This is a genomic window from Actinomadura sp. NPDC023710 (genome assembly GCF_040639875.1).
In the GTDB taxonomy this organism is placed as follows: Bacteria; Actinomycetota; Actinomycetes; order Streptosporangiales; family Streptosporangiaceae; genus Spirillospora; species Spirillospora citrea.
Window position 1 is genome coordinate 42,729 of the sequence record NZ_JBFAGB010000037.1, and the last position, 19,768, is coordinate 62,496.

Below are 19,768 nucleotides of genomic sequence, written 5' to 3' on the forward strand. Positions count from 1 at the left end.
ACCATGTCCGCGACGACCGTGCGAGTCGGCGCGCCGTGCGCGGGCATCGGCCTGGCCAGCGTCCTGCGCGACGTCCGCGACACGCGGCGGGGCGGGCCAGAGAGCGTTTTCCCGCCGCGGTCGGGACACTGGTCACCTGACACCGGGTCGCCTCCCCGGAAAGGGTGGCGGCGAAGTTCCGCGACGGCGGGACGGAGGAGAGGGACGGGATGCGAGCGGTACTGGCACGCGCCACCGTGCTGGCCGGCGCGTTCACAGCGGGGGCCGTGGCGGCACGTGCCGCGACCATCCCTCACCTCCGCCGTCTCACCGCCGACCTGCAGCGCTCGCGCGAGCGCATCCTCGCCAGCCGGGAGGAGGAGCGCCGCCAGTTGCGGCACGACCTGCACGACGGGCTCGGGCCGACGCTCGCCAGCCTCGCGATGTCGCTGGACGCGGCCCGCATCACCCTCGCCGGCGAGCCGGAGCGGATGGACCCCCTGCTCGCCGAGGTGAGGGACCGGCTGGCGACCGCCGTCGGGGAGATCCGGGATCTGGCGCACGGGCTGCGGCCCCCGGCGCTGGACGACCTCGGCCTCGTCGCGGCGATCGAGTCGTTCGCCGACGGCTGCTGCGAGCGGGTGGACGTCCGGTTCGACGGCGAGCCCGCGGGGCTGCCCGCCGCGGTGGAGGTCGCGGCGTACCGGATCGCGCAGGAGGCGCTGACGAACGTCCGGCTGCACGCTCCCGAGAGCACCGCGACGGTCAGGCTGAGCCGGGACGCCGACCTGCACCTGATGGTCGCCGACACCGGACCCGGCCTGCCGGACGCCGCCCGCAACGGAGGCCAGCCGAAGCCGCGCCGCGGCCTGGCCGCGATGAGGGAGTGGGCCGCCGAGGTCGGCGGCAGCTGCGCGATCACGTCCCGGAACGGCGGCGGGACCGTCGTCACCGTCCGGCTCCCGCTCGCCGCCGCGCGGATCGCCGCCGGGTACCATCGTCCCTCGATCGGAAGAGACGGGCGGAGATGACCGAGACCATCCGGGTGCTCATCTCCGACGACCACCCGGTGTTCCGGCAGGGGCTGAAGGGCCTGCTGCAGGCGCTCGGGGTGGAGGTCGTCGGCGAGGCGGAGAACGGGCCGGGCGCGGTGCGGCTGGCGGCGGAGCTGCAGCCGGACGTCGTCATCATGGACCTGCACATGCCCGGCGGCAACGGCATCGAGGCGACCCGCACCATCACCCGCACCAGCCCGCGCATCGGCGTGCTGGTGCTGACGATGTTCCGCGACGACGACTCGGTCTTCGCGGCGATGCGCGCCGGCGCCCGCGGCTACCTGCTGAAGGAGTCGGGCGCGGAGGAGATCGCCCGCGCCGTGAAGGCGGTCGCGGCGGGCGAGGCCATCTACGGCCCGGAGATCGCACGCCGCGTGCTCACCTACTTCACCGACATGCCCGACCCGCGGCAGGCCGCGTTCCCGCAGCTCACCGAGCGGGAGCGGGAGGTCCTCGAACTGATCGCGCAGGGCCGCAGCAACACCGAGATCGCCGGGACGCTCTACCTCAGCCAGAAGACCGTCCGCAACCACGTCTCGAACATCTTCATGAAGCTGCACGTCGCCGACCGCGCCCAGGCCATCGTCCTGGCCCGCGAGGCCGGCCTCGGCGAGTCCCGCGGCTGACCCCTCCGGCCCTCCCCCGGCTCAGCGGGCCGCGAAGGCTCCGTGCTCGCTCTCGAAGACCAGTGCGGCGAAGCGTTCTCCGATGCGGCGATGGCTTTCGGGGGCCGGGTGGACCTCGTCCGGCAGGGGCAGCTCCGCGTAGTCGGCCTCGCCGTAGAGCACGCGGCCGTCGAGGTAGTGCAGGTGGGGATCGTCCTCGGCGCGCCGCGCGGCGATCCCGGCCAGCGCGTCCCTGATGACGGTGAGCGTCAGGCGCCCGTTCGCGACCTCCGCCGGGTCGCCCAGAGCCCGGAACCGCAGTCGCGGAGCGCCGGGGTCGAGGGCCAGCGGACCCGGCGTCCGCTCCTGGACGGGGCACAGGATCGGCGAGACGAGCAGCAGCGGCGTCTCGGGGTGCCCCTCGCGGACGGTGTCGAGGAAGCCGTGCACGGCGGGCCCGAACGCGCGCAGGCGCATCGCGTCGGCGTTCGCGACGTTGATGCCGATCTTGAGGCTGATCAGGTCGGCGGGGGTGTCGCGGATGGCGCGGGCGGTGAACGGGTCGAGCAGCGCGTTGCCGCCGAAGCCGAGATTGATCAGGTTCGCCCCGCCGCGGGCGGCGGCCACGGCGGGCCAGGTGGAGGTGGGGCCGGCGGCGGTGGAGCCGTGGCTGATCGAGCTGCCGTGGTGGAGCCACACGGGGCTCCCGCGGTCCGGGACGGGCTCGACGGGGGCGTCGGTGCGCAGCGCGATCAGCTCGGTGGGCTCGACCTGCGGCAGCCAGATCTCCACGTCCTTCGCCTCGGGGGCCAGGCCCGCGAACCGGAGGGTGCCGGGCTCTCCCGGGGTGGTGACCGCCTTCTGGGTCGCCATGTCGATGACGGTCAGGTTCCCGCCGGGCACGCTGCCCCGGCCCGCCGGGCGCCCGTCGATCACGAGGTCGTAGAAACCGTCCGGCTGCGGCGGGGTGCCCTCGTAGGCCCGCTTGGTGGGCAGGACGTCCAGCTCCACCGCGGTGGCCCGGGTGCGGAAGACCAGCCGCACGCCCGACGGCTGCTCCTCCGTCCGCGCCAGGTACTCGTCCGGGAACTGGACGCGGGCGGCGAGGGGCAGGCGGTGCGGCAGCACTCCGCGGCCGGTCCGCTCCAGTTCGAGCGCGCCGCGCACGATGCGCGTGTCGATGGGGGTGGTGGTCCACTCGGTCATTCCCGTCTCCCTCACTTCCTAATAGAATTAGGCAGATACCAAGTTACTCTAGGTACGGAGGTCCCATGGCGCGCGCGGGCATCACCCCCGAACGCCTCGCCCGGACGGCGGCGGAGCTGGCCGACGAGATCGGGTTCGACCGGCTGACCGTCTCGGCGGTGGCGCGCAGGCTCGGCGTCAAGGACCCGAGCCTGTACGCGCACATCGAGAACGCGCGGGAGCTGAAGGTGCGGGTCGCGCTGCTGGCCCTGGAGGAACTGGCCGACCATGTCGCGAGCGCGGTGGCGGGGCGCGCGGGAAAGGACGCACTCGTGGCGTGCGCCGGCGCCTACCGCGCCTACGCGGCGGAGCATCCCGGGCGGTACGCCGCGGCGCGCTTCGACCTCGACCCGCAGACGGCGGCGGCGAGCGCCGGGCCCCGGCACGCGGAGATGACGAGGGCGATCCTGCGCGGGTACGACCTTCCCGAACCCGACCAGACCGACGCGGTGCGCTTCCTCGGCAGCGTGTTCCACGGCTACGTGAGCCTGGAACTGGCGGGCTCCTTCGGCCACACGCCCCGCAAGGCCGACGCGTCCTGGGCGTGGGCGCTCGACACGGTCGACTTCGCCCTCAGGAACCACCCGTCCCGCGAGGCCGCACCGGGCGGGACGCGGCCCTAGCCGGGAACACCGAGAGCAGCGGTGCCGTGTGGCGCCCGCTGCTCTCGGTGTCAGGTCTCGTGCTGTGTCAGGGCTCGTGCGGTGTCGGGTCTCGCGGTGTCAGGCCGACTTCTCCCGCGGCTCGCGCTTGGGACGGTCGCGCGGGACGAGGGTCGGGTTGACGTGCTCCAGGACCGCCTCGCGGGTGATGACGACGCGGGCGACGTCCTGGCGGCTCGGTACCTCGTACATCACCGACAGGAGCACCTCCTCCATGATCGCGCGGAGGCCGCGGGCCCCGGTGCCGCGCAGGATGGCCTGGTCGGCGATGGCCTCCAGGGCGTCGTCGGTGAACTCCAGGTCGACCCCGTCGAGCTCGAAGAGGCGGTGGTACTGGCGCACCAGCGCGTTCTTCGGCTCGGTGAGGATGTTGATCAGGGCCTCGCGGTCCAGGTTGTGCACGGAGGTGATCACCGGGAGCCGGCCGATGAACTCGGGGATCATGCCGAACTTCAGCAGGTCCTCGGGCATCACGTCGCCGAGCACGGCCGACGACTCCTCGAAGTCGGACTTGGAGCGGATCTGCGCGCCGAAGCCCATGCCCTGCTTGCCCACCCGGGACTCGACGATCTTCTCCAGGCCGGCGAACGCGCCGCCGCAGATGAACAGCACGTTGGTGGTGTCGATCTGGATGAACTCCTGGTGCGGGTGCTTGCGGCCGCCCTGCGGCGGGACGCTCGCGGTGGTGCCCTCAAGGATCTTCAGCAGGGCCTGCTGGACGCCCTCCCCCGACACGTCCCGGGTGATCGACGGGTTCTCGCTCTTGCGAGCGATCTTGTCGACCTCGTCGATGTAGATGATCCCGGTCTCGGCCTTCTTGACGTCGTAGTCGGCCGCCTGGATCAGTTTGAGGAGGATGTTCTCCACGTCCTCCCCGACGTAGCCCGCCTCCGTCAGCGCCGTGGCGTCCGCGATGGCGAACGGGACGTTGAGCAGCTTGGCGAGCGTCTGCGCGAGCAGCGTCTTGCCGGATCCGGTGGGACCGAGGAGCAGGATGTTGGACTTGCCCAGCTCGACCATGTCGTCACGGCCGGTGTCACCCGACTGGATCCGCTTGTAGTGGTTGTAGACGGCGACGGACAGTGCCTTCTTCGCCGTGTCCTGCCCGATGACGTAGGAGTCGAGGAACTCGTAGATCTCCCGCGGTTTGGGCAGGTTGTCCCACTTGAGGTCGGAGGTCTCGGAGAGCTCCTCCTCGATGATCTCGTTACAGAGATCGATGCACTCGTCGCAGATGTACACGCCCGGGCCCGCGATGAGCTTCTTGACCTGCTTCTGGCTCTTCCCGCAGAACGAGCACTTGAGCAGGTCACCGCCGTCGCCGATGCGTGCCACCCAACCGTCTCCTTTTCGTGGGGCCGCCAGCCTTGGAGGATGCGGCGCAGCTGGTTGCGTCCCAGAGGCTCACGACGTCGGATTCGACGTTACCGCCTCCAGCGGACTTGGAAAGCCCCTCGCCCGGAAGTGTGACGACCGGGCTGGGGGACTCCCTCGTCCTCGTGCCGTCTCAGGACGACACTACCTCGGCCTTCCGCTTCCTGCTGGCGAAGACGTCGTCGATGAGGCCGTACTCCTTGGCCTCGGCCGCCGTGAGGATCTTGTCGCGCTCGATGTCGCGGCGGACCTCCTCGACGCTCTTGCCGCTGTGCTCGGCCAGGATCGTCTCCAGCAGATCGCGGATCCGCATGATCTCGCGGGCCTGGATCTCGATGTCGCTGGACTGGCCGTAGCTGCCCTCGGTCGCGGGCTGGTGGATCAGGATCCGCGAGTTGGGGAGCGCCGCCCGCTTGCCCGGCGTCCCGGCCGCGAGCAGCACCGCCGCGGCGGACGCGGCCTGGCCGATGCACACGGTCTGGATCTCGGGCTTGACGAACTGCATCGTGTCGTAGATCGCCGTCATGGCGGTGAACGAGCCGCCCGGCGAGTTGATGTAGATGCTGATGTCGCGGTCGGGGTCGATCGACTCCAGCGTGATCAGCTGGGCCATCACGTCGTTGGCGGACGCGTCGTCGATCTGCACGCCGAGGAAGATGATCCGCTCTTCGAAGAGCTTGTTGTACGGGTTCATCTCCTTGACCCCGTACGTGGTGCGCTCGACGAACGACGGAATGATGTAGCGGTCGTCGACCGGACGCGGAGTTCCGCCGGCGTTCACGCCGGGCCGGACCCTATCGCCGAGAACGGGTCGGATGAGGTCGCTCACTGTGTGCCTCCGATTCGTTGTGAGGTCGTCAGGAGACGGGGCCCTCGGAGGGCACCTGGGTGGCGCTGAGCACGACGTGGTCGACGAACCCGTAGTCCTTGGCCTCGTCGGCGGTGAACCAGCGGTCCCGGTCGGAGTCGCGCTCGATCTGGTCGAGCTCCTGGCCGGTGTGCTCGGCGATCTTCTCGGCGAGCGTCTTCTTCACGTACAGCATCTGCTCGGCCTGGATCTTGATGTCGGAGGCGGTGCCGCCGATGCCGCCGGACGGCTGGTGCATCATGATCCGCGCGTGCGGCAGGGCGTACCGCTTGCCCCGGGCGCCCGCGCACAGCAGGAACTGGCCCATCGACGCGGCCAGGCCCATGCCGACCGTGACGACGTCGTTCGGGACGTACTGCATGATGTCGTAGATCGCCATGCCGGCGGTGACGGAGCCACCTGGCGAGTTGATGTAGAGCGTGATGTCGCGGCGGCCGTCCTCGGCCGACAGCAGCAGGAGCTCGGCGCAGATGCGGTTGGCGATGTCGTCGTCGACCTGCTGGCCGAGGAAGACGATGCGTTCGCGCAGCAGCCGCTGGAACAGCTGGTCGCCCAGAGGCAACAGGGGCGCCTCGGCGACCCGCGCCTGGATCCGCGACGACTCGTCGAAAGTCGGAGGCATGCTCACCGGGTGTTCCTCCGGTCCTTTTAATCGGTTCGGATGATTGGACATTAACGCGCTCACGGGCCCACTCACGCCCGGGGGCCCGGCTTTTCGCCAGGGGCGTACCCGGCGCGGCCCGGCCGACGCGCACGCAGCTGACGATCTTCGCCGCCGCGCCCGGCCGAGCGGGGCCCGCTCACGCGCACGCCCCGCACCCGTCGTACGGGTGCGGGGCGTGCCCGGTGCCTCAGCGGACGTCCAGAAAAGCTCTAGGCGTCCTTGGTCTTGGCGTCCTGCTCGTCGGCAGCCTCGCCGGCCGGGGCCTCCTCAGCGGCGGCCTCAGCCGTCTCCTCGGGGGTCTCCTCCTGCGCGCCGTCCTCGGCCTCCGCGTCGGCGGCGTCCTCGGCGGCGTCCTCGGCCTGGGCGGTCTCGCCGTTCAGCTCGCGCTGCACGGCGTCGACGTCGATCTCGTTGCCCGACTCGTCCTTGACCGTGACGTGCTCGACCACGAGGTTCAGCGCCTTGCTGCGCAGCACCTCCGAGACGATCGCCGGGAGCTGGTTGTTCTGCGTCAGGTACTCGGCGAGCTGCTGCGGCTGCACGCCCATCTGCATCGCCTGCGTGACGACGTACTCGCTGAGCTCCTCGTTCTCGACGTTCAGCTCCTCCTGGACGGCGAGCTGGTCGAGCACGAAGCCGCCCTTGACCGCGAGCCGGGCCGCGTCGGCGACCTCGGTGTCGAACTCCTCGGCGGTCTTCTCCTCTTCCTTGAGGTAGTCGTCCCTGGTCATGCCCGCCATCTGGAGCTGCTGCTCCAGCTGCTGGTTGCGGCGGTCGACCTCCTCTTCCACGACCTTGTCGGGAAGCGGGATGTCGACCTTCTCCAGGAGCGCCTCAAGGGCCTTGTCGCGCGCCTCGGACAGCTGCTGCAGCTTCACCTGCCGGCCGAGCCGGGCGCGCACGTCCTCGCGCAGCTCCTCGATCGTGTCGAACTCGCTGGCGAGCTGGGCGAACTCGTCGTCCAGGTCGGGCAGGTTCTTCACCTTGACGCTCTGCACGGTGACCGTGATCTCGGCCTCCTCGCCGGCGTGCTCGCCGCCGACCAGGGTGCCGGTGAAGGTCTTGTCCTCGCCCGCGGCGAGCCCGACGAGGGCCTCGTCCAGGCCCTCGATCGCGGAGTTGCTGCCGACCTCGTAGGAGTAACCGGTGGTCGAGGCGTCCTCGATCTCCTCGCCGTCGATCCGCGCGACGAGGTCGATGGTGGCGAAGTCGCCGTCCTCGGCCGCGCGCTCGGCGCCGGTGAGGGAGGCGAAGCGCTCGCGGAGGTTGTCGATGGTCTCGGCGACCTGCTCGTCGGTGACCTCGGCGTCCTCGACGACGACCTCCAGGCCGTCGTAGTCGGGCACATCGAACTTCGGCCGGATGTCGACCTCGGCGGTGAAGGCGAACTGGGTGCCGTCCTCCAGCTCGGTCACCTCGACGTCGGGCTGCCCGAGCACGAAGATCTCGGACTCCTCGACGGCGCGGCCGTACAGCTCGGGAAGCGCGTCGTTGACCGCCTCCTGGAGGACCGCGCCCCGGCCGACGTACTTGTCGATCAGCGGGGCGGGAACCTTGCCGGGCCGGAAGCCCTTGATCCGCACCTGCTGCGAGATCTCCTTGTACGCCTTGTCGAGGTTCGGCTTGAGCTCGTCGAACGGAACCTCGACGGTGAGCTTGACCCGCGTGGGGGTCAGCTCCTCGACATCGGTCTTCACTGGGGTCGGTCTCCTTGATCGGGCGCTGTCTCGGCCGCGGCGTTCGACGCGTTCTCTTCCTCTTGACGTGCGAGTCCTCGGCCTCCACGCAGCGGGCTGCGCCGTGGTGCTCGGCCGGTCAGTCTCTCGGCGGCGCGGGCGCGCCGAAATACGGCTCCGCGCCTTCGCGCGGCCAAGTCTATGGGGTCGCGGCGCCGTCTGCGGACATCGGAGGCCCACAAGCCCGGCGAATCCGCGTCAACGCCGCCGCACGGGCAGTGACATGGAGCACCGGGACCCCCATACTCGTCCGGGATGAACGGGATAGCCGCGGCCTTCAGTGCGACCGGTCTCTACTACCTCGGGTTCGCCGTGTTCAAGCTCGCGGCGGACCGGATGCCCGCTGTACGGGGCAACCGCATCCCGCACATGGTGTGGACGATCGTGAGCAACTGGGTCTTCCTGATCGCGCTCGGGGTCGTGCTCGGCGGGCTCGGCCTGCAGATCCTCGCGCTGCGCAACCTGCCGCTGTCCACCGCGGTACCGATCTTCATGTCCGGCATCGTGCCGCTGCTGCTGATCGCCCTGGTCTTCTTCGGCGAGCGGCTGACCCCGCGCGAGTGGCTCAGCCTGGTGCTGATCGGCGCGGCGATCCTGCTGCTCACCGCGTCGCTGCGGGGGGACGAGCCGATCGGCTCGGCGGACGCGCCGCTGTGGAAGATCGCCGCGGTGGTCGCCCCCGCGGTGCTGGTGCCGGTGCTGATCCTGGTCCTCGGCGACCACCGGCCCGACGGCCGGCACGCGCGCCCGGTGACCGGCATCGCCTACGGGCTGAGCTCGGGCTTCCCGGTCGGCACCGCCGAGCTGGCGATCAAGGGGTGGAGCGACGACGCGCACGCCACGAGCCTGCGGATCGCCGCGACGCCGTGGCCGTACCTGACGGTGCTGGCGGCGGCCATCGGGTTCGGGATCATGGTCATGGCGTTCCAGCGCTGCCGGGTGTCGATCGTGGCCACCGTGATGACGGTGAGTGCGAAGACCTACCTGCTGGCGATGGGCACCTTCCTCTACGCGGAGCCGTGGCCGCAGGACGTGGGTCGCTCGGCGATGCGGCTGGGCGCGCTGGCGCTGGGCGCGATCGCCGTCCTCCAGTTCCCCCGGCACCGTCCGATACCGGACGAGCCCGACGCCTCCTCCGCGGAGGAGGCGGACGCGGTGGACCCGTTCGGCGGCACGGCCGTCGGCGGGCCGGTCCTGGGCGGCCCGAGGCTCGGCCAGGCGCACCGGCAGGCTCCGCAGGTGCCGCCGCAGCGTTCCCCCTACGCGCAGGACCCGCTCGGCAAGGGCCCCTACGACCGGCCCGAGGCCTCTCCCTCCGAGGCGGCGCCGCCGCAGCCGCGCCGTCCCGTCCGCCCGCAGCGCCCGACCGAGACGGGCGCGGACGGGCGGTGGCGCGGCTTCGGCGACGGCTGAACGGCGCCCCGGCGCGAAGCCGGGACACCGTTCCGCCCGCGTGGCCGGGTCTCAGCGGCCCTTGCCGCCGGAACGGCGCTTGTCGTTGCCGGGAAGGCCCTTGTCCAGGCCGGCGCGCCTGAGCGCGTCGGCCATGGCGCCGCCGCCGGAGGAGTCGCCGCCTCCCTGGCCGCCGCGGCGCTGCCCGCCTCGCTGGTTCCGGCCGCGCTGGTCCTGACCCCGCTGGCCCTGGCCCCGCTGCTCCTGGCCCCGCTGCTCCTGGCCGCGCCGGTTCTGGCCGCCGCGCCGGTCCTGCCCGCCGCGTTCCGGACGTGCGCCCCCCTCGCGCTGCTCGCGCTGCTCGCCGCGCCGGCCGCCGCCCTGCTGGTCACGGCCGGGTTCGTCGTCCAGGCGCAGGGTCAGTGAGATGCGCTTGCGCTGCAGGTCGACGTCCAGGACCTTGACCCGGACGATGTCGCCCGGCTTGGCGACCTCGCGCGGGTCGGAGACGAACTTGTCCGACATCGCGGAGATGTGGACGAGCCCGTCCTGGTGGACGCCGACGTCCACGAACGCGCCGAACGCGGCGACGTTGGTGACGACGCCTTCCAGGAGCATGCCGGGTTCGAGGTCGGCGAGCTTGTCGACGCCCTCCTTGAAGGTGGCGGTCCGGAACGCCGGGCGCGGGTCGCGGCCCGGCTTCTCCAGCTCGGCGAGGATGTCGGTGACCGTCGGCAGCCCGAAGGTGTCGTCGACGAACTCCGCCGGCCTGAGCGAGCGCAGGACGGCGGTGTTGCCGACGAGGGCCTTGATGTCCGTCCCCGCGCTGTCCAGGATCCGGTGGACGACCGGGTAGGACTCGGGGTGGACGCTGGAGGCGTCGAGCGGGTCCTCCCCGCCGGGGATGCGCAGGAAGCCGGCGCACTGCTCGAACGCCTTCGGACCGAGCCGCGGGACGCCCTTCAACCCGGCGCGGCTGCGGAAGGGGCCGTTGGCGTCGCGGTGCGCGACGATGTTCTCCGCTAGGCCCTCGCCGATGCCGGACACGCGAGTGAGCAGCGGCGCGGACGCGGTGTTGACGTCGACGCCGACGCCGTTCACGCAGTCCTCGACGACGGCGTCGAGGGAGCGCGACAGCTTCACCTCGGACACGTCGTGCTGGTACTGGCCGACGCCGATCGACTTGGGGTCGATCTTGACCAGCTCGGCGAGCGGGTCCTGCAGGCGGCGGGCGATGGAGACGGCGCCGCGCAGCGAGACGTCCATGCCGGGCAGCTCGCGGCTCGCGTACTCCGACGCCGAGTACACCGACGCGCCCGCCTCCGACACCATGACCTTGGTCAGCTCGAGGTCGGGATGCCGGGCGATCAGGTCGGCGGCGAGCTTGTCGGTCTCGCGGGAGGCGGTGCCGTTGCCGATCGAGACCAGGTCGACGCGGTGCTCGCGGGCCAGCCGGGCGAGCGTCTCGATCGACTCGTCCCACCTGCGGCGGGGCTCGTGCGGAAAGATGGTGTCGGTCGCGACGACCTTGCCGGTCGCGTCGACGATCGCGACCTTGACGCCGGTGCGCAGGCCCGGGTCCAGGCCCATGGTCGTGCGAGTGCCCGCGGGCGCGGCGAGCAGCAGGTCGCGCAGGTTGGCCGCGAACACGCGGACCGCCTCGTCCTCGGCCTCCTGGCGCAGCCGGGTGCGCAGGTCGATGCCGAGGTGGACGAGGATCCGGGTGCGCCAGGCCCACCGGACGGCGTCCGACAGCCACTTGTCGGCCGGACGCCCCTGGTCGGTGATCTGGAACCGGCGGGCGATCTCCACCTCGAAGGAGCTGCGCGCGGCGGGGTCCTCCCCGGCCTCCTCGGGCTCCAGGTCGAGGTCGAGGACCTCTTCCTTCTCCCCGCGGAACAACGCGAGGACACGGTGCGAGGGCAGCTTCGCGAAGGGCTCGGCGAAGTCGAAGTAGTCGGAGAACTTGGCGCCCGACTCCTGCTTGCCGTCCCGCACGCGCGAGACCATGCGCCCCTGGTTCCACATGCGCTCGCGCAGCGCGCCGATGAGGTCGGCGTCCTCGGCGAAGCGCTCGACCAGGATGGCGCGGGCGCCCTCCAGCGCGGCGGTCGCGTCGGCGACGCCCTTCTCCTCGTCCACGAAGGCCGCGGCCTCGGCCCGCGGGTCGCGGGACGGGTCGCCGAACAGCATCTCGGCGAGCGGTTCGAGCCCGGCCTCGCGGGCGATCTGTGCCTTCGTGCGCCGCTTCGGCTTGTACGGGAGGTAGATGTCCTCCAGCCGCGCCTTGGAGTCGGCCGTCATGATCTGCGCCCGCAGCTCGTCGGTGAGCTTGCCCTGCGACTCGACCGACTCCAGGATCGCGGCGCGGCGCTCGTCCAGCTCGCGCAGGTAGCGCAGCCGCTCCTCCAGCGCGCGCAGCTGGGCGTCGTCGAGCGCGCCGGTCGCCTCCTTGCGGTAGCGGGCGATGAACGGGACGGTCGCCCCGCCGTCGAGCAGGTCCACCGCGACCCGCACCTGCCCCTCGCGGACGCCGATCTCCTCGGCGATGCGCTCGGTGATGGGCCGCAGGGCGGGCCCGGGGCCCTGACCGTCGGACGTCTGGCTTGTGGTCGCTGTCACAGCTTGAATTCGCTTTCTCCCCTGAGTGTCGCCTGTGCATTGTCCAGGGAACGGGGCCTGTTGTCTCGTCACGCTCGAATGACGGTAGGCCTAACCCCACCGCCTCGGTCACGAAGAGGGGGTCTAGCACCACCGAGCCCCGAGGCGCGAACGATGACAATGGTGGAGGTCCCACGGCGAACCCCTTTGGAGGAACGGTGAGCGAGCTACTGCGCGGGTACGGGCGGCGCGCCCTCACCTGTTTCGTCCGGGCCGTCGCCCAGATCGTGCTCGCGTACGCGGTGAACCTGCCGCTGTTCATCGTGACCGTGCTGTCGATCGCGTTCATCCCGCTGGGGTTCGGGGTCGTCCTGGCGCCGATGATGTTCCAGGCGATCCGGACGGTCGCCAACCAGCAGCGCCTGTGGGCGGCCGAGTGGTCGGGGGTGCGGATCCCCGTTCCGTACCGGGCGGAGCCGGCCGGGGCGGGCGTGTTCGGCCGGCTGAAGTGGATCCTCACCGATCCGGCCTCGTGGCGCGACCTGCTGTGGACGCTCCTGAACGTGCCGGTCGCGCTCGTCCTCGGCGTCCTCGCGGGCGGTCTGACGCTGTACGGGGTGGAGGGCGTGCTGGTGGCGCCGTGGGTGGCGCAGCTGACCGACTACGGGTGGGGTCCCTTCTGGCCGCTGGGCGACTGGGGCGTCGTCGGCCTCGTCGGCACCGTCGTGCTGGGCGCGGCGCTGACCGCGGTGTCCATCCCGCTGGGAACGATGTTCCTGACGGCGCACGCCAGGTTCTGCCAGTCCCTGCTCGCGCCGACGCGGGACGCGCTGGCCGAGCGCGTCGAGCGGCTCACCGAGACGCGGTCGGAAGCGGTGGACGCCTCGGCGGCCGAGCTGCGCCGCATCGAACGTGACCTGCACGACGGCGCGCAGGCCCGGCTGGTCGCGCTGAGCATGAACATCGGCCTCGCCGAGGAGATGATGAAGCACGACCCCGAGACGGCGCAGAAGCTCCTGGCCGAGGCCCGCCAGGCGAGCGGGACGGCGCTGACGGAACTGCGCGACCTGGTCCGGGGCATCCACCCGCCGGTGCTGGCCGAGCGGGGCCTCGACGGGGCCGTGCGCGCCCTCGCCCTCACGCTGCCGCTGCCGGTCGACGTCCAGATCGACCTGCCGGGGCGTAGCGACGCACCGGTGGAGTCGGCGGCGTACTTCGCGGTCGCGGAGATGCTCGCCAACGTGGTCAAGCACTCGGCCGCGCGGCGCGCCTGGGTGCAGATCGAGCACCCCGGGGACCGGCTGCTCATGATCGTCGGAGACGACGGGACGGGCGGCGCCGACCCGGCGGCCGGAAGCGGAATGCGCGGTATCGAGCGCAGACTGGCGGCGTTCGATGGGACGATGGCGGTGACGAGCCCGGTCGGCGGGCCGACCGTCGTGACCATGGAGCTGCCGTGCGCGTTGTCATCGCCGAAGACCTCGCCCTCCTCCGGGACGGCCTGATCCGCCTGCTCGGCGCGTTCGGCTTCGAGGTCGTCGAGGCGGTCGACAACGGTCCGTCCCTGCTCCGGGCGCTGACCACCCACCGCCCGGACGTGGCGGTCGTGGACGTCCGGCTCCCTCCGACGTTCACCGACGAGGGCCTCAAGGCCGCGCTGGAGGCGCGCAAGCAGGTCCCGGGCCTGCCGGTGCTCGTGCTGTCGCAGCATGTGGAGCAGCTGTACGCGCGGGAGCTGCTGTCGGACAGCACGGGCGGCATCGGCTACCTGCTGAAGGACCGCGTCTCGGACGTCAAGGTCTTCGTGGAGGCGGTGCGCCGGGTCGCGGGCGGCGGCACCGCCCTCGACCCGGACGTGGTGGCCCAGCTGCTCACCCGGCACGCCCGCGAGGAGCCGCTGCAGCAGCTCACCCCTCGCGAACGTGAGGTGCTCGGGCTGATGGCGGAGGGCCGTTCGAACGCCGCGGTCGCCGCGAAGCTCTTCGTCACCGAGAAGGCGATCAGCAAGCACACCAACAGCATCTTCGGCAAGCTCGGGCTGCCGCAGTCCGAGGACGACAACCGCCGCGTCCTCGCCGTCCTGGCCTACCTGGGCGCCTGAGCCCCGGGCCCTCTGATCACTTGGCCCAGGGCGGGACGATCCGCTCGTCCCCCTGGGGGGCGATCGCGCAGCGGGTCTCGTCCACCAGGGCGTCCGGGTCGTAGGCGAGGCAGCCCGCGTGGGCAGCGACGACGGCGGTGAACCCGGTGTCCCCGGTCGTGATCTGGCGGGGCGCGTCGGCGGGCAGGACGACGGTGTCGCCGGCGCCCGCCTCCAGTTTACGGCCGTCCAGGTCGACGGTGGCGCCGCCGTCGAGGAACGTCCACACCTGCTCGGTGTCGAAGGCGTGCAGCGGACCGGTCTTGCCCGGTGCCATCTCCACGCGCCAGACGGCGATCCCCTCGGTGCCGCCCTGGGTCGGCGATGCGGCGGTGGTCATCACGGCGGCCGGCGTCTCGGTCCGGCGGCTCTCGGCGTTGCGGATGAGCGTCATGGTTCCCTGTCCCCTAAGTTAGACAACGCGGTTGTCCATATAGTCAACGAGGTTGTCTTTCATGTCAAGTGACGGCGGGCCGCGGGACGCGCCCGGATTCGAGCTGCCGCTGCGGCTCTTCCTGGCGTTCCGCGCGATCATCGACGAACTGCACGCCGAGCTGGCCCGGGAGGGCCATCCGGACCTGCGGCCGATGCACGGCTTCGTGTTCCAGGCCATCGGCCCGGACGGCACGACGGCGGTGGAGCTCGGCCGCCGGCTCGGGGTGTCCAAGCAGGCCGCGGGCAAGATGGTGGAGTCGCTGGAGCGGGCCGGCTACCTGGAGCGCGGGGTCGATCCGCGGGACGCCCGGCGGAAGATCGTCCGGGTGACCGCGCGGGGCACGGACTCACTCGTCCGGTCCGAGCGCATCTTCGAGCGGATCCGGGGCGACTGGGTTCGGGCGCTCGGCGCCGAGCGCCTGCGGGCCCTGGAGGACGATCTCCGCCGGATGACGCCCGCGGACCTGTGGCGGCTCGACATGCCGGGATGGTTCGGCGCGCCCTGAATTTTTCGGGGGCGGTGACCGTATGGGTCCAGGCAGTCGCTTAGACCACTCGCACCGCCGTCCGCCGGTCTCACGGCGGCCCTTGTCGACCCCGTTCGGCGCGGTTACGATCGGCGCAATTCTTAGGAAACTTTCCTAAGAGATGGCGGGGATTCCTGTTTGCTTCGGGGGCCGAACCGAACGGAGAACCATGTCACGACCGGGCGGACGGCGGGCCATCGCGCTCGCCTGCGCAGCGACACTGGCGGCGGCCACCGCCCTGCTCACGGCGCCCCCGGCGTCGTCGGCGCAGGCCGTCACCGCCACCTGTAAGAAGACCTCCGACTGGGGCACCGGCTTCGACGGAAACTGCACCATCACCAACGGCACCGGCTCGGCGATCAGCAGCTGGAAGCTGGAGGCGGACCTGCCGTCCGGGACGTCCGTCGGCAACGTCTGGAACGCGACCAAGACCGTCTCCGGGAACCACTACACCTTCGCCAACACCGGCTGGAACGGCACGATCGCCGCGGGCGCGACCACCAGCTTCGGGTTCGGCGGCACCGGCTCCGGATGGTTCACCGGCTGCACGGTCAACGGCGCGACCTGCGACGGCTCCACACCCCCCGAGAAGGACACCGAGGCCCCCTCGGCTCCGTCCGGACTCCGCTCCACCGGCAAGACCGCCACCAGCGTGTCGCTGGCGTGGGGCGCCTCGACCGACAACGTCGGCGTCACCGGCTACGACGTCTACAACGGCTCCGCCAAGGCCGCGTCGGTGACCGGGACCAGCACCACCGTCGGCGGGCTGTCGGCCAAGACCGCCTACTCCTTCACCGTCAAGGCCAAGGACGCCGCCGGGAACGCCTCCCCCGCGTCGGCCTCGGTGTCGGTCACCACCGACGAGGGCGGCGGCGGCAACCCCGGAGGCGGCGGCAAGGTCGTCGGCTACTTCACCAACTGGGGCGTCTACCAGCGCAACTACCACGTCAAGAACGTCGAGACGAGCGGCTCGGCCGCCAAGCTGACGCACATCAACTACGCGTTCGGCAACGTGACGGGCGGCCGGTGCGCGATCGGCGACTCCTACGCCGACTACGACAAGGCCTACACCGCCGACCAGAGCGTCGACGGCGTCGCCGACAACTGGGACCAGCCGCTGCGCGGCAACTTCAACCAGCTGCGCAAGCTGAAGAAGCTGCACCCCGGGCTGAAGGTGCTGTGGTCGTTCGGCGGCTGGACCTGGTCCGGCGGCTTCGGCCAGGCCGCCCAGAACCCGGCCGCGTTCGCCGAGTCCTGCTACAACCTGGTCGAGGACCCGCGCTGGGCCGACGTGTTCGACGGCATCGACATCGACTGGGAGTACCCGAACGCCTGCGGCCTGACATGCGACACCAGCGGTCCGGGCGCGTTCGGGAAGCTGATGGCCGCGGTGCGCGCCAAGTTCGGGTCCGGCAACCTCGTGACGGCCGCGATCACCGCGGACGCGAGCGACGGCGGCAAGATGGACGTCACCGACTACGGAGGCGCCGCCTCGTACGTCGACTGGTACAACCCCATGACCTACGACTACTTCGGCGCCTGGGACGCCAAGGGACCGACGGCGCCGCACTCGCCGCTCACGTCCTACCCGGGCATCCCGCACCAGGGCTTCAACACCACCGACACCATCTCCAAGCTCAGGGCCAAGGGCGTGCCGGCGGCCAAGATGCTGCTCGGCATCGGCTTCTACGGCCGCGGCTGGACGGGCGTCACCCAGTCCGAGCCGGGCGGTACCGCGACCGGCGCCGCGCCGGGCACCTACGAGGCCGGCATCGAGGACTACAAGGTCCTCAAGGGCAGGTGCCCCGCGACGAGCACGGTCGCCGGAACCGCCTACGGCAAGTGCGGCAGCGAGTGGTGGAGCTACGACACCCCGTCCACCATCCGCGGGAAGATGGGCTTCGCCGGCGACCAGGGTCTCGGCGGTGCCTTCTTCTGGGAACTCAGCGGCGACACCACGGGCGGTGAGCTGATCACCGCGATCAAGAGCGGTCTCGGCTGAGCTGTTCGCAGAAGGGCACTCCCAGCCCCTCAGACAGCCGAGACTTCGGGCCCCTGACCAACCGGACGCCGGTCAGGGGCCCGCCCCTTTGACGGGCTCGGACCAGGCGGGCTTCTCTGCCACGGCGTGCGGGCGTCCATCATGGGAACGGTCAGGAAAGCCCACCGAACCGCACCGGTTCGGCTGCGCGGACGCACGACACGAGGAGCCTTCTTGCACGACTGGACGCTGGGCAGGACGTACCGGAGCCATGCCGGAGAGGTCCGTTGGGAGGTACTAGGCGTTGAGGGAGCGCCCCCAGTCGTCCTGCTGCATGGCACTCCGTTCTCGTCCTACGTGTGGCGTGGTGTCGCGCGCGCTCTGGCAATGACCCATCGCGTGCACGTCTGGGACATGCCTGGCTATGGGACGTCCGAAATGAGCGAAGGACAGGACGTCTCGCTTGCGGCGCAGGGCAGAGTCTTCGTCGAACTGCTGGAGCATTGGGGCCTGGACGAGCCGTCCGTCGTGGCGCACGACTTCGGCGGTGCCGTGGCACTGCGCGCGCACCTCCTGCACGGCGCCCCCTACCGCCGCCTCGCTCTCGTCGACCCCGTGGCGCTGGCGCCGTGGGGGTCGCCGTTCTTCCGTCTGGTCGGAGCCAACGCGGAGGTGTTCGAGCAGCTCCCGCCCGCGCTGCACGGCGCGCTCGTCCGCGAGTACGTGACGTCCGCGAGCCACAAGGGGCTGCATCCGGCCACTCTCGACGCGCTCGTCGCCCCCTGGCTGGGAGACGCCGACCAGCCCGCGTTCTACCGGCAGATCGCCCAGGCCGACCAGCGCCACACCGACGACGTCCAGGGCCGCTACCGCGAGCTGGACCTCCCGGTCCTGATCTGCTGGGGCGCCGAGGACACGTGGATCCCCCCGGCCAAGGGCCGCGAGCTGGCCGGGCTCGTCCCCCGCGCGCGCCTCCAGCCGGTCGAGGGGGCGGGGCACCTGGTGCAGGAGGACGCACCGGCCGAGCTGACCGCCGCGCTCACCGCGTTCCTCTCATGATCACGGCGGTGCTGTTCGACCTGGACGGGACGCTCCTCGACCACGATGACGCCGCGCGCCGCGCCATCGTCGGAACGTTCCCGGAAGTCGACCCGGTATGGCTCGCCGCGCGCTGGGCCGAGCTGACCGAAGAGGCGGTCGACCGGTACCTGGCAGGCGAGCTGAGCTTCGCCGAGCAGCGCCGCCTCCGGATCGTCACCCTCGCCGGGGACCTCGGCCTCGGCGCCTGGGACGACGCGCGCGCCGACGCGTGGCTCACCGGGTTCGTGGCCCGCTACCAGGCCGCCTGGCGCCCGTTCCCCGACGCCGCGCCGGCGCTCGACGCCCTCGCGGCGCACGGCCTGCGGCTCGGGGTGATCACCAACGGGGACGCCGCGCAGCAGCGCCTGAAGGTCGAACGGCTCGGGTTCGCCGACCGGCTCCCCGTCGTCGTGGCCTCCAGCGAGGCGGGCGCCGCCAAGCCCGACGCCGGGATCTTCCTCGCGGCCTGCGCGGCCCTCGGCACCGAGCCGCACGCGGCCGCCTACGTCGGGGACCGGCTCATCGTCGACGCGCGGGGCGCCGCCGCCGCGGGCCTCACCGGCGTGTGGCTCGACCGCTCCGGCGACCCGGCCCCGGACGCCCTGGACGTCGCGCGCATCACGACGCTGGACGCGCTCCCCTCACTGCTCTGGGACTGACGCGGTGCGGCGCCGTCTCCAGGGCGGCGGCGCACCCCGTCCGGCCCGGCGGCGCGGGCGGGATCAGCCGTCCTGGAGGACCGCCTCGATCTCCAGGACGATCTGGATCTTGTCGCTCAGCGCGAGCCCGCCGCCCGCCACGGTCGTCGCCGCGCCCACGCCGAACTCCAGGCGGCTGAGCTCGCCCGTCGCGGTGAACCCGGCGCGGGCGCCCTTGGACGGGTCGTCCTGCCGGAACGGGTCGGGACCGAAGCCTCCGATCTCCAGCCGGAGCGGGACCTCCCTGGTGAGGCCGCGCAGCGACAGCTCGCCGTCCAGCACGAAGTCCTCGCCGTCCGGGCGCACGCCGGTGGAGCGGTAGCTCATGGTCGAGTACCTCTCGGTGTCCAGGAAGTCGCCGGACCTGATGTGCTCGTCGCGCTGGGCGTTGCCGGTGTCGACCGACGCCAGGTCGACCGTCGCGGTCACCGACGAGGCCAGCGGGTCGGCGCCGGTCACGATCGTCCCCTCGAACGTCCCGAAGCGGCCGCGGACCCGGCTGACCATCAGGTGCCGGACGGTGAAGCCGACCCCGGAGTGGAGGGGGTCGATGGTCCAGGTCCCCGCGAGGTAGCCGGGGATCTCGACAAGCTGGGCCGTCATGGTGTCTCCTACGGTTATGGAAGGTAAGGCGGTTCCCATCAGGAACCGCTTCCATGGTGCGGACAGCCCGCCAACCGGCACAAGAAGGCACTTTTTTCTGCCCTGGTCACCTGGAGATAACCG

The 19,768-nt window shown here is 71.5% G+C and carries 18 protein-coding genes; 10 read left to right on the forward strand and 8 right to left on the reverse strand.

Translation table 11 applies throughout. The features are described 5' to 3' along the window. Positions 1 to 209 precede the first annotated feature (209 nt). Entirely contained in the window at positions 210 to 1,010 is an 801-nt protein-coding gene (locus AB0H37_RS33965) for a sensor histidine kinase (RefSeq protein WP_329087406.1), read from the forward strand. Beyond that, complete coding sequence (locus tag AB0H37_RS33970; RefSeq protein ID WP_360616867.1) at positions 1,007 to 1,660, forward strand: response regulator transcription factor; 654 nt, start codon at positions 1,007 to 1,009, stop codon at positions 1,658 to 1,660. The genes AB0H37_RS33965 and AB0H37_RS33970 overlap by 4 nt, the downstream gene beginning before the upstream one ends. Before the next feature lie 21 nt (positions 1,661 to 1,681). Here AB0H37_RS33970 and AB0H37_RS33975 read toward each other — a convergent pair whose 3' ends face one another. Then, the gene (locus AB0H37_RS33975) at positions 1,682 to 2,845 is read right to left on the reverse strand and encodes an SGNH/GDSL hydrolase family protein (RefSeq protein ID WP_360616868.1); all 1,164 of its coding nucleotides are present in this window, start codon (positions 2,843 to 2,845) and stop codon (positions 1,682 to 1,684) included. 65 nt (positions 2,846 to 2,910) lie between these two features. On the opposite strand from AB0H37_RS33975, the gene AB0H37_RS33980 reads away from it, so the two are divergent. After that, the gene (locus tag AB0H37_RS33980; protein ID WP_360616869.1) at positions 2,911 to 3,507 is read left to right on the forward strand and encodes a WHG domain-containing protein; all 597 of its coding nucleotides are present in this window, start codon (positions 2,911 to 2,913) and stop codon (positions 3,505 to 3,507) included. Positions 3,508 to 3,606: 99 nt separating this feature from the next. Here the strand turns inward: AB0H37_RS33980 and clpX are convergent, their stop codons facing one another. The 4 genes from clpX to tig all read right to left on the reverse strand — a co-directional run bounded on the left by clpX (position 3,607) and on the right by tig (position 8,149). Then, on the reverse strand, positions 3,607 to 4,881 hold the full coding sequence (clpX, locus tag AB0H37_RS33985) for an ATP-dependent Clp protease ATP-binding subunit ClpX (RefSeq protein ID WP_179836651.1): 1,275 nt from the start codon (positions 4,879 to 4,881) through the stop codon (positions 3,607 to 3,609). Positions 4,882 to 5,053: 172 nt separating this feature from the next. Beyond that, positions 5,054 to 5,701 carry an ATP-dependent Clp protease proteolytic subunit gene (locus AB0H37_RS33990; protein ID WP_179836652.1) on the reverse strand — a complete coding sequence of 216 codons (648 nt, stop codon included), beginning with the start codon at positions 5,699 to 5,701 and terminating at the stop codon, positions 5,054 to 5,056. A 76-nt stretch (positions 5,702 to 5,777) separates the two neighbouring features. After that, a complete protein-coding gene (locus AB0H37_RS33995) occupies positions 5,778 to 6,410 on the reverse strand; it encodes an ATP-dependent Clp protease proteolytic subunit (RefSeq protein WP_089309497.1) in 633 nt (210 codons plus the stop codon). Between the two features lie 251 nt (positions 6,411 to 6,661). Further along, the gene (tig, locus tag AB0H37_RS34000) at positions 6,662 to 8,149 is read right to left on the reverse strand and encodes a trigger factor (RefSeq protein ID WP_329087398.1); all 1,488 of its coding nucleotides are present in this window, start codon (positions 8,147 to 8,149) and stop codon (positions 6,662 to 6,664) included. Positions 8,150 to 8,443: 294 nt separating this feature from the next. On the opposite strand from tig, the gene AB0H37_RS34005 reads away from it, so the two are divergent. Further along, positions 8,444 to 9,601: an EamA family transporter gene (locus AB0H37_RS34005; RefSeq protein ID WP_329087396.1), complete on the forward strand. Its 1,158-nt coding sequence runs from the start codon at positions 8,444 to 8,446 to the stop codon at positions 9,599 to 9,601. Between the two features lie 51 nt (positions 9,602 to 9,652). Here the strand turns inward: AB0H37_RS34005 and AB0H37_RS34010 are convergent, their stop codons facing one another. Then, positions 9,653 to 12,202: a Tex-like N-terminal domain-containing protein gene (locus AB0H37_RS34010; RefSeq protein ID WP_360616870.1), complete on the reverse strand. Its 2,550-nt coding sequence runs from the start codon at positions 12,200 to 12,202 to the stop codon at positions 9,653 to 9,655. Between the two features lie 197 nt (positions 12,203 to 12,399). On the opposite strand from AB0H37_RS34010, the gene AB0H37_RS34015 reads away from it, so the two are divergent. After that, positions 12,400 to 13,686, forward strand: a complete 1,287-nt coding sequence (locus AB0H37_RS34015; protein WP_360616871.1) for a sensor domain-containing protein — start codon at positions 12,400 to 12,402, stop codon at positions 13,684 to 13,686. Next, on the forward strand, positions 13,638 to 14,282 hold the full coding sequence (locus AB0H37_RS34020; RefSeq protein ID WP_179836656.1) for a response regulator transcription factor: 645 nt from the start codon (positions 13,638 to 13,640) through the stop codon (positions 14,280 to 14,282). Before AB0H37_RS34015 ends, AB0H37_RS34020 begins: the two co-directional genes overlap by 49 nt. A gap of 16 nt (positions 14,283 to 14,298) precedes the next feature. Here the strand turns inward: AB0H37_RS34020 and AB0H37_RS34025 are convergent, their stop codons facing one another. Further along, a complete protein-coding gene (locus tag AB0H37_RS34025; RefSeq protein WP_329087389.1) occupies positions 14,299 to 14,715 on the reverse strand; it encodes a cupin domain-containing protein in 417 nt (138 codons plus the stop codon). 61 nt (positions 14,716 to 14,776) lie between these two features. Between AB0H37_RS34025 and AB0H37_RS34030 the strand changes: the two genes are divergently transcribed. The 4 genes from AB0H37_RS34030 to AB0H37_RS34045 all read left to right on the forward strand — a co-directional run bounded on the left by AB0H37_RS34030 (position 14,777) and on the right by AB0H37_RS34045 (position 19,003). Then, a complete protein-coding gene (locus tag AB0H37_RS34030; RefSeq protein ID WP_179836658.1) occupies positions 14,777 to 15,262 on the forward strand; it encodes a MarR family transcriptional regulator in 486 nt (161 codons plus the stop codon). Between the two features lie 190 nt (positions 15,263 to 15,452). Further along, positions 15,453 to 17,285 (forward strand): glycosyl hydrolase family 18 protein, encoded by a 1,833-nt coding sequence (locus AB0H37_RS34035; protein WP_360616872.1) that lies wholly within the window; start codon positions 15,453 to 15,455, stop codon positions 17,283 to 17,285. 213 nt (positions 17,286 to 17,498) lie between these two features. Continuing rightward, entirely contained in the window at positions 17,499 to 18,323 is an 825-nt protein-coding gene (locus AB0H37_RS34040) for an alpha/beta hydrolase (protein ID WP_360616873.1), read from the forward strand. Further along, on the forward strand, positions 18,320 to 19,003 hold the full coding sequence (locus AB0H37_RS34045) for an HAD family hydrolase (RefSeq protein WP_329087385.1): 684 nt from the start codon (positions 18,320 to 18,322) through the stop codon (positions 19,001 to 19,003). The genes AB0H37_RS34040 and AB0H37_RS34045 overlap by 4 nt, the downstream gene beginning before the upstream one ends. 63 nt (positions 19,004 to 19,066) lie before the next feature. On the opposite strand, the gene AB0H37_RS34050 is transcribed toward AB0H37_RS34045, so the two are convergent. Further along, on the reverse strand, positions 19,067 to 19,645 hold the full coding sequence (locus AB0H37_RS34050) for a YceI family protein (protein WP_329087383.1): 579 nt from the start codon (positions 19,643 to 19,645) through the stop codon (positions 19,067 to 19,069). Positions 19,646 to 19,768: the final 123 nt, after the last annotated feature.

Coding starts and splice junctions, on each gene's coding strand:
- AB0H37_RS33965 (WP_329087406.1), top strand. CDS start 210: ATGCGAGCGGTACTGGCACGCGCCACCGTGCTGGCCGGCGCGTTCACA.
- AB0H37_RS33970 (WP_360616867.1), top strand. CDS start 1,007: ATGACCGAGACCATCCGGGTGCTCATCTCCGACGACCACCCGGTGTTC.
- AB0H37_RS33975 (WP_360616868.1), bottom strand. CDS start 2,845: ATGACCGAGTGGACCACCACCCCCATCGACACGCGCATCGTGCGCGGC.
- AB0H37_RS33980 (WP_360616869.1), top strand. CDS start 2,911: ATGGCGCGCGCGGGCATCACCCCCGAACGCCTCGCCCGGACGGCGGCG.
- AB0H37_RS33995 (WP_089309497.1), bottom strand. CDS start 6,410: ATGCCTCCGACTTTCGACGAGTCGTCGCGGATCCAGGCGCGGGTCGCC.
- AB0H37_RS34005 (WP_329087396.1), top strand. CDS start 8,444: ATGAACGGGATAGCCGCGGCCTTCAGTGCGACCGGTCTCTACTACCTC.
- AB0H37_RS34025 (WP_329087389.1), bottom strand. CDS start 14,715: ATGACGCTCATCCGCAACGCCGAGAGCCGCCGGACCGAGACGCCGGCC.
- AB0H37_RS34030 (WP_179836658.1), top strand. CDS start 14,777: ATGTCAAGTGACGGCGGGCCGCGGGACGCGCCCGGATTCGAGCTGCCG.
- AB0H37_RS34035 (WP_360616872.1), top strand. CDS start 15,453: ATGTCACGACCGGGCGGACGGCGGGCCATCGCGCTCGCCTGCGCAGCG.
- AB0H37_RS34045 (WP_329087385.1), top strand. CDS start 18,320: ATGATCACGGCGGTGCTGTTCGACCTGGACGGGACGCTCCTCGACCAC.
- AB0H37_RS34050 (WP_329087383.1), bottom strand. CDS start 19,645: ATGACGGCCCAGCTTGTCGAGATCCCCGGCTACCTCGCGGGGACCTGG.